At 69.5% G+C, this 14,297-nt stretch carries 14 protein-coding genes; 5 read left to right on the forward strand and 9 right to left on the reverse strand.

The genetic code is table 11. The features are described 5' to 3' along the window. The coding region (locus O9335_RS10820; RefSeq protein WP_298387783.1) for a transposase at nt 1-758 on the reverse strand (758 nt) is incomplete at its 3' end. Here O9335_RS10820 and O9335_RS10825 point away from each other — a divergent pair. The 3 genes from O9335_RS10825 to O9335_RS10835 all read left to right on the forward strand — a co-directional run bounded on the left by O9335_RS10825 (nt 726) and on the right by O9335_RS10835 (nt 3,755). Next, nucleotides 726-2,225, forward strand: a complete 1,500-nt coding sequence (locus O9335_RS10825; RefSeq protein ID WP_298387786.1) for an RHS repeat-associated core domain-containing protein — start codon at nt 726-728, stop codon at nt 2,223-2,225. The genes O9335_RS10820 and O9335_RS10825 overlap by 33 nt on opposite strands. 7 nt (nt 2,226-2,232) lie before the next feature. Continuing rightward, a complete protein-coding gene (locus O9335_RS10830) occupies nt 2,233-2,619 on the forward strand; it encodes a hypothetical protein (protein ID WP_298387789.1) in 387 nt (128 codons plus the stop codon). 362 nt (nt 2,620-2,981) lie between these two features. Beyond that, entirely contained in the window at nt 2,982-3,755 is a 774-nt protein-coding gene (locus tag O9335_RS10835; protein ID WP_298387792.1) for a hypothetical protein, read from the forward strand. On the opposite strand, the gene glgC is transcribed toward O9335_RS10835, so the two are convergent. Continuing rightward, nucleotides 3,756-5,030, reverse strand: coding sequence for a glucose-1-phosphate adenylyltransferase (gene glgC / locus O9335_RS10840; protein WP_298387795.1), 1,275 nt, complete (start codon nt 5,028-5,030; stop codon nt 3,756-3,758). Nucleotides 5,031-5,166: 136 nt separating this feature from the next. Between glgC and O9335_RS10845 the strand changes: the two genes are divergently transcribed. Further along, on the forward strand, nt 5,167-5,577 hold the full coding sequence (locus tag O9335_RS10845) for a low affinity iron permease family protein (RefSeq protein WP_298387798.1): 411 nt from the start codon (nt 5,167-5,169) through the stop codon (nt 5,575-5,577). 6 nt (nt 5,578-5,583) lie between these two features. Here the strand turns inward: O9335_RS10845 and O9335_RS10850 are convergent, their stop codons facing one another. The 5 genes from O9335_RS10850 to O9335_RS10870 form a co-directional block, all read right to left on the reverse strand. Continuing rightward, nucleotides 5,584-6,558, reverse strand: a complete 975-nt coding sequence (locus tag O9335_RS10850; protein ID WP_298387801.1) for a tetratricopeptide repeat protein — start codon at nt 6,556-6,558, stop codon at nt 5,584-5,586. A 109-nt stretch (nt 6,559-6,667) separates the two neighbouring features. Then, nucleotides 6,668-8,506, reverse strand: a complete 1,839-nt coding sequence (locus tag O9335_RS10855) for an ABC transporter ATP-binding protein (RefSeq protein WP_298387880.1) — start codon at nt 8,504-8,506, stop codon at nt 6,668-6,670. Nucleotides 8,507-8,570: 64 nt separating this feature from the next. Then, entirely contained in the window at nt 8,571-9,497 is a 927-nt protein-coding gene (locus tag O9335_RS10860) for an HD domain-containing phosphohydrolase (RefSeq protein WP_298387804.1), read from the reverse strand. Nucleotides 9,498-9,585: 88 nt separating this feature from the next. Beyond that, nucleotides 9,586-10,596, reverse strand: coding sequence for a questin oxidase family protein (locus O9335_RS10865; RefSeq protein WP_298387807.1), 1,011 nt, complete (start codon nt 10,594-10,596; stop codon nt 9,586-9,588). Further along, nucleotides 10,593-10,997, reverse strand: a complete 405-nt coding sequence (locus O9335_RS10870; protein WP_298387812.1) for a VOC family protein — start codon at nt 10,995-10,997, stop codon at nt 10,593-10,595. Before O9335_RS10870 ends, O9335_RS10865 begins: the two co-directional genes overlap by 4 nt. 133 nt (nt 10,998-11,130) lie before the next feature. On the opposite strand from O9335_RS10870, the gene soxR reads away from it, so the two are divergent. Further along, on the forward strand, nt 11,131-11,565 hold the full coding sequence (gene soxR / locus O9335_RS10875; protein ID WP_298387882.1) for a redox-sensitive transcriptional activator SoxR: 435 nt from the start codon (nt 11,131-11,133) through the stop codon (nt 11,563-11,565). Between the two features lie 24 nt (nt 11,566-11,589). Here the strand turns inward: soxR and O9335_RS10880 are convergent, their stop codons facing one another. Together O9335_RS10880 and O9335_RS10885 are read right to left on the reverse strand one after the other, a co-directional pair. Further along, complete coding sequence (locus O9335_RS10880; RefSeq protein ID WP_298387815.1) at nt 11,590-13,965, reverse strand: prolyl oligopeptidase family serine peptidase; 2,376 nt, start codon at nt 13,963-13,965, stop codon at nt 11,590-11,592. Beyond that, the gene (locus O9335_RS10885; RefSeq protein WP_298387818.1) at nt 13,962-14,261 is read right to left on the reverse strand and encodes a hypothetical protein; all 300 of its coding nucleotides are present in this window, start codon (nt 14,259-14,261) and stop codon (nt 13,962-13,964) included. The genes O9335_RS10880 and O9335_RS10885 overlap by 4 nt, the downstream gene beginning before the upstream one ends. Nucleotides 14,262-14,297: the final 36 nt, after the last annotated feature.

Genomic DNA, 14,297 nt, shown 5'->3' on the forward strand with positions numbered 1-14,297 from the left:
TCGCCTCCTGAGCGGGATGAGGTCCCACCGAAACCAGGGTGGGGAAAATTCGTTGGCCCGAAATGGGGAAAAGTTCGGTGCCATTGACACTCATCGATCCGGCTGTTGAGCTGGGTCGACAGCCGCTGCAGCACATCGCGCAGATAAGCCAAGGGTTCGTGGCCGCACATCCTTGCCGACTGCACCAGGCTCATCACCGCCGCCGCGCGCTGCCCGGCCGGTTCGCTGCCCACGAACATCCAGGCCTTGCGCCCCATCGCCCAGGGCTGGATCTGCCGCTCCAAGTGGTTGTTGTCGATGGGCACGGCGCCATCGTTCAGGTGCTGCGCCAGCGCGTTCCAGTGCTGGAGGGTGTCGTCGATGGCGGCCGCAGTCGAGCCTCCGTCGGCCACGCGCAAGCGCTCCAGCTGGAGCCAGGCGCCGAGCTGCTCCCACAGCGGCCGCTGCAGCGCTTGCCGTTGGCGGCAGCGCTCGTCATCGACCAAGCCCCTTAGCTCGCGCTCGACCGCTTCCTCGCCGATGCTGCTCGTGCCGGCCTTGGCCGGCTCGTCGAACTCACGCCGCGGGTGCTGCACACCCAGTGGGACGAACTCAACGCGGTGCAAGACCGCGACCCCGGCGGCGCCGTGCTGGCCCGCTACGACTTTGCGGGCGACGAGCCCGTGGCGCTGTGGAGCGCCGAAGACGGCGCGCAACTGCTGCACGCCGACGCCCTGGGCTCGGTGGTGCTCACCACCAACGCCGACGGCAGCGTGCAAAGCGAGGTGCTGTTTGACGCCTGGGGTCAGCCGTACCTCAAGCGCGGCAGCAGCAGCAACAAGTTCGGTTTCACCGGGCACCAGATGGATGCCGAGACCGGGCTGCACTACTTCAAGGCCCGCTACTACGACCCCGAGCTGGGCCGCTTCATCAGCCAGGACCCGGCCGAAGGGCAGGAGCTGAGGCCGGCGTCGTTCCAGAAGTACCTGTACGCGTATGGCAACCCGCTGGTGTGGGTGGATCCGGATGGGCGCGTCAGTTGGCTCAACGCTGGGGCCGATTGGCTGAGCGGAGCCGGCGACTGGCTGCGTGATCGCGCCGGCCAGTGCGGCAGCGGCTTAATCTGCAGCACGGCTGGCGCGGCCATCGGCGTGTCCCGCGCCGTGGTGGGCTTGGGCGAGTTCGGACTGCGTGGCGTCAATGTGGTGGCCAACACCGCCTCGTTGGCGGCCGGCACCCTGGGCTTGAACAGCCAGGCCAACATCGACGCACATGCCGCCGAGCTGGAAGGCACGCTCAACGCGGGCAAGGCGGCCGTCAGCATGGTCTCCACATCCGGTGGCCGCCAGCAGTTGGCGGACAAGGCCTTCTCGACGATTGAGAAGGCCTTGGACGGGGATGCCCAGGCCATCAGCGACGTCAGCAGCTTTGTGGCCGGGGCCGTGGGCGGACGATCGGCGGTGGGCGCGGCCAGCGGAAGTCGCAATGCCGGGCAGGTGGCCGTTCAGGTCGAGAAGGCCGCGGCGCGCGAGGCCCTGAGCGGAACGGCCACGGCGGGCAAGGCCCTGGGCGAGGTGGCTGAGGCCACGTCCGTCAAGGCGGTGGGGCGGCAGACCGCAGAAGCCAGCGCTGGACCGGGGGTGCGGGCGGCTGGGCCGGGGAATGCGGTCAAGTCGGTGGAGCCGCAGGTGAGCTCGGCGCCGGTGAAGCAGGTTGATCAGCCGATGTATGCCAGTGGCGGGGCGGCTTCGCTGACGCGGCGGCAGTACATTGAAGCCAATTTGCGGGAGAGTGCGGCCGGGCGCGAAGCGTCTGAGTTTGGCGCCTATGCGTCAAGAGAGCAGATGCTCGCACGCCCTGCGGCAAGTGAGCAGTATTCGGTAATCATGGAAGCGCAGCTCCAGCAGGGTGTTCACTTTCCTGGAAAAGTTGATTACGTGCATTTCCAAGAGGCAAATCGCCAGCTACACACAGTCATGAGTGCCGGGGACGATCTAGCCGTGAGCCTGGAGCGCGCCTACCCAGGAATGATGGACTTCAGTGCGCCAGGTGCAAGAGGTGCCTTCAAAGGCAGAACACCCGCCGAGCTGGGGTTGACGTGGCATCACCATCCCATTAATCCTGGCGTTTTGCAGTTGATACCGACTGTTCATCACAAGGCTAGTGGGGCAGTGCAGCGCACCCTTCACCCCGGCGGCAAAGGTGGTATGGAGAACTGGGGTGGTGGCGGAAGAAAACGAAAGTGAACCGAACATGAACGATCATGTTATTCGTACCGGCTTTAGGAATGTGCTTCTAGACCCCTTTGGTTTTCCAGAGACGTTTGTTCTCTATCTTCAAGAGGGCAAGGGATGGGCCTTGGAGCAAGACGCCCTCGTAATTGACCCCGATCAGGGTGAGGATCCTTCAACGCCGGTAGGTCAGATCGTCGCAAAGGACAAGTGGCAGTACATCCTAGAGATCGCTGCCATGCGATCTGTTAACGAAAATCTGTTGGAGCAAATGCCGAATGCGTCAGTTGATACAAGATTTGAAGCTTTTCAATATTTTTTTGAGCACGACGCATTTGCAGCAGCGATCGATTTGCCTAGCAGTCAAGACCCGGGTGATGATTCACGAGCTCCGGGGTCAGGCCTTTAATCTATAGCCCCCCGCCACACCAACACACCAACACGGCGCTCCGAGCCGGGGCCGCATTTCCTTCGGGGTGGATTCCGCCTCGAAGGGCCACCCCTCCATCCCTCACCCTTGGGCCAGCTGCGCCACACCGCGGAGCAAGAACGCCTCCGCGCCGTCCCAGCGCGCTTTGGCCGCGCTCGCCACGGCCCACACGCGTTGGCTGTCAACTGACCCAGGCTGGGGATGCTCCGCAACAAAGCGGCGTTTTTGTGCAGCGTGGCAGCGGGGGCGCTGAGGCCGCGGCTGAGGATGGCGCGGGTGTCACATCGGGGTGTCATGCCCGCGGCGCAGCATCGGGCCTCTTTGACTCGCCAGGACGTTTCATGCTGCCCGCCGTTGCCCGCCGCCACGTGTTGCTGACTTGTGTTGCCGCTGCCCTGCCGGTGCCGTTCCCCGCGTTGGCGCAGGGCGCTGCCGCGCCTGACGTGCTGTTGCAAGCCGTGGTGTTGCGGGTGGGGATGGAGCGCTTGGTGAAGCTGGAGTTGGAGCGCCGGGTGCTGCAACACAGCCGTGCCGTGCTGGCGGCCGACAAGGAGCGGCAGCGGCTGCAGCGGGCGATGGAGGTGCTGGGCGGCCCGATCAAGGGTCTGGCGGGCCGGCGGGAGGCGCAGGTGCAGCGGGCGGTGCTGGATGCCGGCGAGTTGCTGCAGCAGTTGCGGCAGCCGGTGGACGCTTTGGTGGGCGCCAGCGAGGCTTTGGCGGCGCGTTTGGGTTTTGTGACGACCACGCTGTCGGGCGTGGCGAGCGACGGCGATCGGGCCACGTTGATCGACTTGTTGGCCCGGGCGAGCGCGTCGGCGCTGCGCTTGGGCAAGTACAACTTTGCGGCGGCGGCCGCGGGCTTGGCCAGCGCCGACGTGGCGGTGTCGGCGCAGCAGTCGGTGGGGGAGTTCCGCGCGGCGCTGGCGTCGGTGGCGGCGCAGCGCCTGGACGAGCGCGGCCGGCAGGATTTGCAGTTGGCGCAGAACCAATGGCTCTTGCTGAGCCAGGTGCTGGGGCCTTCGGGCCTGGCCAAGGCGCCCGAGCGGCTGGCCGAGGTGGCGACGACGACGGACCGGATCGCCGAGTCGATGCTGGCGTTGGCCCGCCGCGCCTGATCAGCGGATGAAGTGCACGGCCTGCCCGAGCATTTCGGGCGTGATGAGCGCGACCCCTTGGGGCGACATGCGGAAGCGCTGGCGGTCGGCTTCGGGGTCCACACCGACTTGCAGGCCCGGCGGGATGACGCAGCGGCGGTCGATGATGCAGCGGCGCAGCACCGCGTTGCGTCCGATTTCGACGTTGGGCAGCACGACGGCGTCTTCCACGCTGGCGTGGCTGTGCACCCGCACGCCGTGGAAGAGCAAGGAGCGCCGCACGGTGGACCCGCTGACGATGCAGCCGCCAGCCACCATGGAGTCGATGGCCTGACCGCGGCGGTCGGCGTCGTCGAACACGAATTTCGCGGGCGGCATCTGCGGCTGCCAGGTCCAGATGGGCCAGCGGGTGTCGTACAGGTTGAGTTCGGGCGTGACGTGCACCAGGTCGAGGTTGGCCGCCCAGTAGGCGTCGAGCGTGCCGACGTCGCGCCAGTAGGGGGCTTGGTCGTCGTCGCCGACGGCGCTGTCGGCCAGTCGGTGGGCGTGGCAGTGGTAGCGCGTGACGGCGTGCGGAATGATGTCTTTGCCGAAGTCGTGGCTGCTGTGCGGTTCGTCGGCGTCGCGCAGCAGCTGTTCGAACAGGAAGTCGGCGTTGAACACGTAGATGCCCATGCTGGCCAAGGCGGTGTCGGGGCGGCCGGGCATGGGGTCGGGTTTGGGCGGCTTTTCGGTGAAGCGCACGATGCGCTGGGAGTCGTTGACGGCCATGACGCCAAAGCCGCTGGCCTCGGCCAAGGGCACTTCGATGCAGCCGATGCTGAGGTCGGCACCGCTGGCCACGTGGTCCTCCAGCAGGCGGCTGTAGTCCTGGCGGTAGATGTGGTCGCCAGAGAGCACCAGCACGTACCGAGGACGCGCGCGGCGGATGACGTCGAGGTTTTGGAACACGGCGTCGGCCGTGCCGCGGTACCAGCTTTCGTCGTCGATTTGCTGCTGCGCCGGCAGGATTTCGATGAACTCGTTGAAGCGGCCGTCGAGGAAGCTCCATGCCTGCTGCAGGTGGCGAATGAGGCTTTGCGCTTTGTACTGGGTGGCCACGCCCACGCGCCGAATGCCGCTGTTGACGCAGTTGGACAGGGTGAAGTCGATGATGCGGAACTTGCCGCCGAAGGGCACGGCGGGCTTGGCCCGCCAGTCGGTCAGTTCATGCAGCCGGCTGCCCCGTCCACCGGCCAGCACCAGGGCGTAGGTGCTGCGGGTGAGGTGGCTGGTGAGGCGGGCGGACTCAGGCATGGCGGGCTCCAGCAAGGGCGAGGGCCGCAGCGTAGCCTCGGGCGGGTGTGCGCCACTTGCGCTGGATCAGTCCGGATGGAGCCGATCGGGCGCACACTGGACGCGGCCCGCCGTGGGCGGGAGGCCGGAGCACGCCATGCAGCACACGACCCGTTACGCCCGTTTCGCCAAGGGCGCGTCGCGTTTTTGTGGTCGTCCGCGCACGTTTGCGATGGCGCTGGGGGTGATCGTTGTCTGGGTCGTCACGGGCCCCTTGTTCGGTTTCAGTGACACCTGGCAACTGGTGATCAACACGGGGACCACCATCGTCACGTTTTTGATGGTGTTTCTGATTCAGAGCACGCAGAACCGCGACACGGAGGCCATCCAGATCAAGCTGGACGAGTTGATCCGCGCCACGCAAGGCGCCCACAACGCGCTGCTCGACCTGGAGGAGTTGGACGACGAGGCGCTGGACGCTTTTCGCCGCCGCTACCAGGCGCTGGCCGCGACGGGGCGGCTGGGCGTGCTGGGTGGCGGCTTCGACACCGACACGCCCGAGGCCTGAGTCGCCTCACGCGGCGCCCAGCGCGGCCAAGCGCTTGCGCGCGTCGTCGGCGGCTTTGTCGTTCAAGGGCTGGGTCAGGGCTTGCTTGAAGGCCGCAGCAGCCTTGGCTTTGTCGCCCTTGGCCTGGTAGGCGATGCCCAGCCGGTAGTGGGCATTGAGCTTGGGGTTGAGCTGCAGCGCGCGCTCCAGCGAGGCGATGGCCTCGTCGGTGCGTTTCATCTCCAGCAGCACGCGCCCTTGGCCGAATTGGGCAACGGCGTGCGTCGGGTCGTTGGCCACCACCCGTTGGAAGGTTTTGAGCGCCGCGTCCAAGTCGGGTGCTTGCAGCTGGGCAAACCCCAGGTTGCTCAGGCTGTCGTTGAGGTCGTCGGCCAGGTCGGCATCTCGACCGGGCTGCACGGCGGAGAGCTGGGCGGCGGCCTCGGGCAGTTCTTTTTCGTACAGGTGCACGGTGGCCATGAGCAGGCGGCTGCGGGCGGGGTCGGTGGCGGCGTAGCTGCTGGCCAATTCCCGCGCTTTGCGCACGCTGCCGCCCACGATGCCCGGGGCTTGCAGGTAGTACTGGGCGAGGTCCGAGCGCATGGCGAAGTGTTTGGGGTCCAGGGTCACGGCCTGGCTCAGGTGCTCTTTGACCTTGCCGGCCAGCTTCAGGCCTTGGCTCATGCCGCCCGAGGTGGCCATGGCGCCGTACAGGCTGCCCAGCAGGTGGTGGCAGCGGGCCGATTGGGGGCGTGCGGCCACGCAGGCTTCGGCCCGGGGCAGGACTTCGGCGCGTTTGACTGCATCGCCGGCGACGGCACGCCCCCAGGCCCACAGGGCGACGTCGTCGGTTGGCAGGGCTTGCAGGCGCTGGCGGGCCAGGGTTTCGATGGCGGCGACGTCGCGCTGTTTCATGAGCGCACCGAAATCTGCTTCGGTGGATTGGGCGTGGGCGGCCAGGGTGGGTGCCATCAGCGCGATGGCCAGCAAGGTGGGCTTCATGGGGCTTGGTGCGAGTGGGGGCGTGGGCACTGTGGCGCGGTGGGGTGGCGCGGCGCCGGGCGAAGCGACGAAGTGCCAGACGGTGGCTTCGGACGGTTGGCGTGCCGGGTCAATCGGGTTCCAAGCCGAGGAAGCCACCGCTTTGGTGCGCCCACAGTTTGGCGTAGATGCCGCCGCGGGCCAGCAGGTCGGCGTGGGTGCCTTGTTCGACGATGCGGCCCTCGTCCATCACCACCAGGCGGTCCATCGCCGCGATGGTGCTGAGCCGGTGGGCGATGGCGACCACGGTTTTGCCGGCCATGAGTTGGTAGAGCGACTCTTGGATGGCGGCCTCGACCTCGCTGTCGAGCGCGCTGGTGGCTTCGTCCAGCAGCAGGATGGGGGCGTCTTTGAGCATGACGCGAGCGATGGCGATGCGCTGGCGTTGGCCGCCGCTGAGTTTGACGCCGCGCTCGCCCACGTGGGCGTCGAGCCCGGTGCGGCCTTTGGGGTCGCTGAGGGTGGCGATGAATTCGGCGGCGTGCGCGCGGCCGATGGCCTGCTGCACTTCGGCCTCGCTGGCATCGGGCCGGCCGTAAAGGATGTTGTCGCGCACGGAGCGGTGCAGCAGCGAGGTGTCTTGCGTGACCATGCCGATGTGCTGGCGCAGGCTGTCTTGGGTGACGCCGGCGATGTCTTGCTCATCGATGGTGATGCGACCGCCACCTGGGGGCAGGTCGTAGAGGCGCAGCAGCAGGTTGACCAGGGTGCTTTTGCCCGCGCCGCTGCGACCGACGAGGCCGATTTTTTCGCCGGCTTGGATGTGGAGCGTGAGCCCATCGACCACGGGCGGGCGGTCGCCATAGGCAAAGCGGACGTGGTCGAACGCGACGTCGCCGCGTTTCACGGTGAGCGGCTTGGCGTCGGGCGCGTCGCTGATGGCTTGGCCTTGGCTCAGGGTGCGCAGGCCGTCTTGCACGGTGCCGATGTGCTCGAACAGCGAGGCCATCTCCCACATCACCCAATGGCTGATGCCGTTGAGGCGCATGGCCATGGCGGTGGCGGCGGCCACGGCGCCCACGCCGATGAGCGACTGGCCCCACAGCGCCAAGGCCAGCACCGCGGTGGCGCCGACCAAGCCAGCCGACAGCAAGGCGTTCACCACCTCGAACCCGGACACCAGGCGCATCTGGCCGTAGGCGGTTTGCATGAACTCGCGCATGGCCTCTTTGGCATAGGCGGCCTCGCGCTGGCTGTGGGCGAAGAGCTTGACGGTGGCGAGGTTGGTGTAGGCGTCGGTGATGCGGCCGGTCATCAGGCTGCGCGCATCGGCCTGGGCTTCGGCCACCCGCCCCAGGCGGGGCACGAAGTAGCACAGGGCGCCCAGGTAGAGCAGCAGCCAGACGGCGAAGGGCAGCATCAGCCAAGCGTCGAAGCTGGCGACGATGCCGACCAGGGTGCCGAAGTACACGATGACGTAGACCAGGATGTCCACCACGATGAGCCAGGTGTCGCGCACCGCCAGCGCGGTTTGCATCACTTTGGTGGCGATGCGGCCGGCGAACTCGTCGCCGAAGAAGGCCAGGCTTTGCTCCAGCATGCGGCGGTGGAAGACCCAGCGCAGGCGCATGGGGAAGTTGCCGAACACGCCCTGGTACTTGGTCAGGGCCTGGAACAGGGCCAGCAGCACGCTGGCGGCCAGCACCACCAACAGGGTGGTCAGCACCGGTTGGGGCTGGCTCCACAGGCTGGCGCGGTCCAGGCCGCTCAGCCAGTCCACCAGGGAGGCCATCAGGCTGAAGAGCAGCGCCTCGGCGGCGGCGATGCCGGCGGTCAGCAGCATCACGGCCAGCAGGTGCGGGCGCACGCCGTCGGCGCAGCGCCACACGAAGGCGAAGAAGGTGGAGGCAGGCCGGGCAGGCCGCCCGGCGGGGTAGGGGTCGACCAGGCGCTCGAAGCGCGCGGCCAGGGCGGTCAGCAGGGGCATGGGCGGCAGTGTCTCAGCGCCCGCCGCGCCCCGGCTGGGGCCAGGGTCAGCGGGTTTTGAGAACGTCGGTGGGCGGGAAGAGTTGGGCGGGCGCGGCGCTGGCGGCCGGGCCCACCACCTTGCGGGCGCCACGGGTGTCGGTGCCGCTGGCCTGGGGCGCGTCCAGCGCGTGGCCTGTGGGGTCGGTCAGCAGCGCGATGATGGGCCGCAGCGGGTCGCGCGTGCGCTCGGTCACCATGGCTTGTTCGCCACTGCCCAGGGCAACCAAGCTGCCGGGCGGGTACAGGCCCATGGTGGTGACCACGGTGGCACCGAAGTGGTTGGCACTGCGGTGGCGGAAGATGGCCTCGGCGGCCTTGGGGCTGAGCATGGCGGTGCGGCCGGCGCGCGGGCTCATCTTGGCGCAGAAGACGTCGCAGGTGCGCAGCAGGTCGGCCATCTCGCCGGTGCTGGCCAAGCCCAGCGGGTAGCCTTTGCCGCCCGGTTGCTCGTGGTGCTCGGCCACGGCGGCCAGGCAGAGTTCGTCGCTCACCCCCAGGCTGCGCAGCAGGTGGGCGCTGTCGGTGGGGTGGTTGCGGATGCGCGTTTGCTGGTCGGCGTCCAAGGGGGCAGCCTGCTGCGCCAGGGTGGTTTGCAGGTCGGTCACGGCGATGTTCATCGTCAAGGCCGCCTGCAGGGCGGACAGCCGCTTGGCCAGCACCCACTCCTTGCGGTTGACCACCAGCCACACCACGCAGGCGGTGTGCAGGGAGTGCAGGGCGCCGTAACGGGCCAGCTTGTCGGGGCTGATGCGCACCACCTCGAACACGCCCAGGTCGGTGTCCTGGCTCATCAGGTCGTCGATCTGCTTGGCCACGTCCTTCAGGGCCTGTGGGAAATCGGCCGCTGCCTGGGGGAACAGCAACAAGCGCTCGAGCGTGTCGGCCAACTGCTGCCACGTGTGCCAGCGGGCCAGGGTGGGGTGATCGGACATGGGGGCTTCCTGCAAGTGCGGCACCCCCAACCATAGGCCCCTGGGGCGTTTGTGTCACCGGGGTTCTCCAGCGCTGTTGCGACCTTGGTCACGCGCCCGACGGCACCAGCGCCCGGGTGGCGGCCTGGCGGCAGAGGGTGTCGTCCAGGCCCCGGTGGGCCCAGTCCCAGGCGGCGTGGGTCAGTTTGATGGCGTGCGCGTCGGGGTGGGTCCGGGCCAGGGCCAAGAGCCGGGGCCAGGCCCAGGGGGCTGGGGAGTCGGCCTGGGTGTCGCGCTCGCCATGCCACGCGCTGGCCAGGGCGGCCGCGGCCCAGTGCTGGCTGAAGGCACGCAGGGCGGGCGTGAGCTGCGCTGGAGCCAGGTGGGGGCCCAGCACGGCCATCGCGCGGCAGGCCGTGACGGCGTGCAGCAAGGTGAAGTCGCCGCTGGCGGCGTAGGCCGTCAGGGCGGCCGTCGCCAGGTCCTTCAAGGTCGAACCGCGCAGGCGCAGCCTGGGGGCCCAGCGCTGGAAGCCCGGGTCGGCGGTCCAGGCTTGCATGCGGGCGGCGATCCAGGCACGGGGCCAAGGCGTGGGCCGCGGCAGGGCGCGCAAGGCCGACTGCCAATCGGCCCAGTCCAACTCGGGCCCGGGCGACGCGGGGGCGGGCCCCAGGGCCTGGTCGCGCTGCCGCCACCAGGCCAAGGCCAGGGCCAACTCGCCGGCATGCCCCGACTCCCAGGCATGGGCGGTGCGGATCAGGCCGTGGAAGGCCGCCGCCCCGGCGTGGGCCATGCGCTCGGGCAAGCCATCGGCCAGCACCGCCCGGGCGCCTTCGGCCGCGATGCGTTGGCGCAGTTCGGCTTCGTCGCGGTCCAGCGCGGGCCAAGCCGCGCGCGGCGGCAGGGTCTGGCGCTCGTGCCCGTCGAACGCGGCGAGCTCGGCCGCCGAGGCGCCCAAGGCCGAGAGGGCGTGGAGGGCCATGGGCCAGTGGCTGGCGTAGGCCGGTCCGGGTCCGGTGTGCGCGGTCTTCGCGTCGACGTACTCGGGCGCGAGCGCCAGCCCGGCGTCGAGCCAAGGGTGCAGCTCGGCCGCTGCCTGGGGGAGGGCGGCCGTGCTCATGCCCGCAGCGCCGGGGTCGGCCAGGTCAGCTCGAAGGGGTTGCCGTCGGGGTCGCTGAAGTACATCGACTGCATCAGGCCGTGGTCCACCACCGCAGGGCGCTGGGGCAAGTGCGCCGCCAAGTGCGCTTGCCAGGCGGGCCAGCCGTCGGCCGGGATGCGCAGGGCGATGGTGCCGCCCCGGGGCAGGGCCGCGGCGGGCGGGCGTTCGAACAGGGCCAGGTGCAGCACGCCGGCGGGGTCGCTCACCGTGAGTGGCCCGCCGTCGGTCGCCCAGTGGGCCAGGGCCTCGACGCGCAGCAGGCCCAGCACCTGGGCGTACCAGCGCTCGGCGCGGGGGCGGTCGTTCACGTGCAGGTGCAGGTGGTCGATGGCGGTGAACGTGGGGACGGGGGCGCTCATGGGGGCTCCGATAACGATGAAGTGGCGCTATCGTGCAAGTTCAAGTGAACTTCAAGTCAAGCCCCGCATGAACGCTTCACGCAAGACCATCGCTGCGCCCCGTCCCACCCCTCCCGGCCGTGCAGCCGCCCCGATGCCGATTGGAGAGTTGGCGCGCCGGTCCGGGGTGGCGGCCAGCGCTTTGCGCTTTTACGAGGCCGAGGGCCTGATCCACGGCAGCCGCAGCCCCAGCGGCCGGCGGCAGTACCCACGGGACACCTTGCGGCGCGTGGCTTTCATCCGCGCCGGGCAGCGGGTGGGCTTGAGCTTGGACGAGCTGCGCCAAGCCCTGGCCGGCTTGCCCGAGGGGCGGACGCCCACCAAGGCCGACTGGGAACGTCTGGCTCGCCATTGGCATGCCCTGCTGGACGAGCGCCTGGCCCTGCTGCAGCGCTTGCGCGACACCCTGGGCGGCTGCATCGGTTGCGGCTGCCTGTCGCTCAAGGCTTGTGCGCTCTACAACCCGGACGACGCGGTGGCGGCGCGGGGGCCCGGGGCGCGGCGCTTGATGTGGGGCGAGCCGCTGTAAGGCGGGGCGGCAGCCTCCCAGGCCTCAGCGCCCCCGCGGATCGCCCAAGTGGCGACGCAGCCAGTTCGACATTTCCCACTGCACCTGCCCGGCGGCCTCGCGGCTGACCAGGGTGTGCCCCTCCAGGGGCAGCACGGTCAGGCGCACGGGCTGGCCCAGGCCCGCCAGGGCGTGGTAGAGCCTTTCGCTTTGCAGCACGGGGGTGCCGCTGTTCGGGTCTTGCTCGCCGTGCAGCAAGAGCAGGGGCTCGCGGATTTGGTTGGCGAACAGCAGCGGCGACAGGCGCAGGTAGGCCTCGCGGGCCTCCCAAAGGTTGCGCCGCTCGCTCTGGAAGCCAAAGGGCGTGAGCGTGCGGTTGTAGGCGCCGCTGCGCGCGATGCCGGCCTTGAAGAGGTTGGTGTGGGCCAGCAGGTTGACGGCCGTGAACGCGCCATAGCTTTGCCCGCCGATGGCCAAGCGCCGCACGTCCACGCTGCCCAGTTCGTCGGCTTTGTCCACGATGGCGCGGGCGTTGCGCTGGATCTGTTCGAGGAAGGTGTCGTTGACGGTCTTGGTGTCGCCCACGATGGGCATGGTGGCGTCGTAGATGACCACGTACCCATCCAAGGCCAGCCAGGCCGGGCTGCCGGGCGGCGGCCACTGGTTGCGATCGCTGGGGGCGGCCTGCTGGCTGGCGAGTTGCCCGTCGGCGTATTCCAGGGGGTAGGTCCACACCAAGGCCGGCCGCTTCTGCCCCTCTTGCCAGTCGGGCGGCAACACCACCCAAAAACTCATGTCGACGCCGTCGTCGCGTTTGAAGGTGACGAACTCTCGGCGCAGGGCGCGCACGGGCGCGGGGGGCTCGGGGGCGGCCGTCAGCGCGGTCCACTGCGCCCCTTCGCGAACGCCCCATTGGCGGGCGTCCAGCGGTCGCTCGATTTGGGTCAGCAGGCGTTTGCCGTCCAACCACTGCAGCGGCAGCTCGAGTTGGTTGTCGGCCTGGAACACGCGCTGCACCGGCACGTCTTTGACCTGGTAGCGGTCGAGGAAGGGGCGCTCGCCCTTGGCGGTGTGGCCCGCCCCCACGAACCAGAAGCTGCCGTCGGCGCCGGTGTGCACCACGCGCTGGCCGCTGGGGGCGGTGCGCATGAGGGGCAGGCCGGGATGGCGGGCGCGTTCGCGCACCGAGTATTCGACCAAGGTGCGGCTTTGCAGGCCGTTGAGCGGCAGCAGGTAGGTGCGGGTCCAGGCGCGGGCGCGGTCGATTTCGGTGAGCAGGGCGTGGGCGCCGTCTTCCAGGAAGCGCAGCCGGGCGAAGCGGTGCGGCATGCGCTGGATTTCCTCGGCCTCGCCCGTGTAGGGCGCGGCCAAGCGCATCACGCGGTCGCGGTACGCCACCTTGGCCTGGGGGTTGCCGCCGTCCAGGGCCTCCACCCAGTACAGGCTGGCGTCGCGCGTGGGTGCGCCATAGAACACGCGCGGGCCGGGCAGGGTGCCGTCCACGGGCACGCCCAACCTTGCGGGCAGCTTGGCGATCTCGCGCAGCACGCGGCCCTGGGCGTTGCGCAGCTCGACCACCTGCGGAAAGTCGTCCCAGGTGAGCAGGCGCGGGAAGGGGCGCGCCAAGCGCTCGGTCAGCAGGGCCTGGCCTTCGCCCAGCACCGTCAGGCTGGCGAACAGGCCGGGCTCGCCCAGGCGCTGAAAGCTGGCGCTGGGCAGGTTCACGCGCACCACTTGGCTGCGCGCCAGGTGCTCGAACAGTGCGCTGTCGTAGTCGTTGCGCAGCAAGCCGGTGTGCGGCGGTTCGGGCGAGCCGCGGCCGCTGTGTTCTTGGCTTTCGGGGCCCGGCAGGGGCTCGCGTGGCGGTGTGCCGGCGTTGGCCGGCACGGCCAGCACGAGCAGCTCTTGGGCGTTCCACCACACCAGGTCGCCGTCGCTGAGCACGTTGTTCAGGCGCAGGCCCGGCACCGGCTGAGGCTCGCCACCGGCGCTGCGCCCCACCCACAGCTCGGTCGACCATTCGGTGCGGCGCTGCAGCACGTAGAAGCGCCCATCGGGCGAGAACTGGAAGCCGTGCCACGTGCCGCCCGCGGGCAGGGTGACGGCGCGCTCGCTGCCAGCGCGCGCGTCGGTGGCGCGCAGGGCCAGGCTTTGCAGGGCTTGGCTGGGCAGGCCGCTGCGGTTGTTGGCTTCGAAACGTGCGCCGGCGAGCCGCTGCAGGGGGCGCGCCAACTCGGCCAGGGGCACGTAGCGCCGGGGTTCCACCAGGGCCAACCAGCGACTGTCGGGCGAGGCCTGCACGCGCAGCGGCAGTCGGGCGTCGAGCGCGGCCTGCACCGCCGTCGACGGTTGGCGGTAGCCGTCGGCCCAGGCGGGGTTCAGCGCCAGCCACAGTGCCAGCAGGGCCAGCAGCGCTTTCACAGCCGCACCCCCAGGAGCCAGGCCAAGCAGGGCAAGGTGAACACCGCGCAGGCGGTGGTTTGCAAGGGGGTGCGCGACACGGCCGGATCATCGCCCCCCACGCGCTGCGCGAGCAAAGCCACATGGGCCGCGCTGGGCAAGGCGCAGGCCAACACCAGGGCGGTGGCGCTCGAGGCATCGAGCCAGCCCTGCCGAGCCGCCCATTGCGCCCCCAGCCACCCCAGCCACCGCCCCAAGGCGTGCCCCAGGCCGATCAGCAGAAAGAGGGGCAGGCACAGGGCCAAGACGGCGAGCATGGCGCCAGTATCGCGATGTGGGCCCCTAACATCGTG

The organism is Inhella sp. (assembly GCF_027532025.1).
Taxonomy (GTDB): domain Bacteria; phylum Pseudomonadota; class Gammaproteobacteria; order Burkholderiales; family Burkholderiaceae_C; genus Inhella.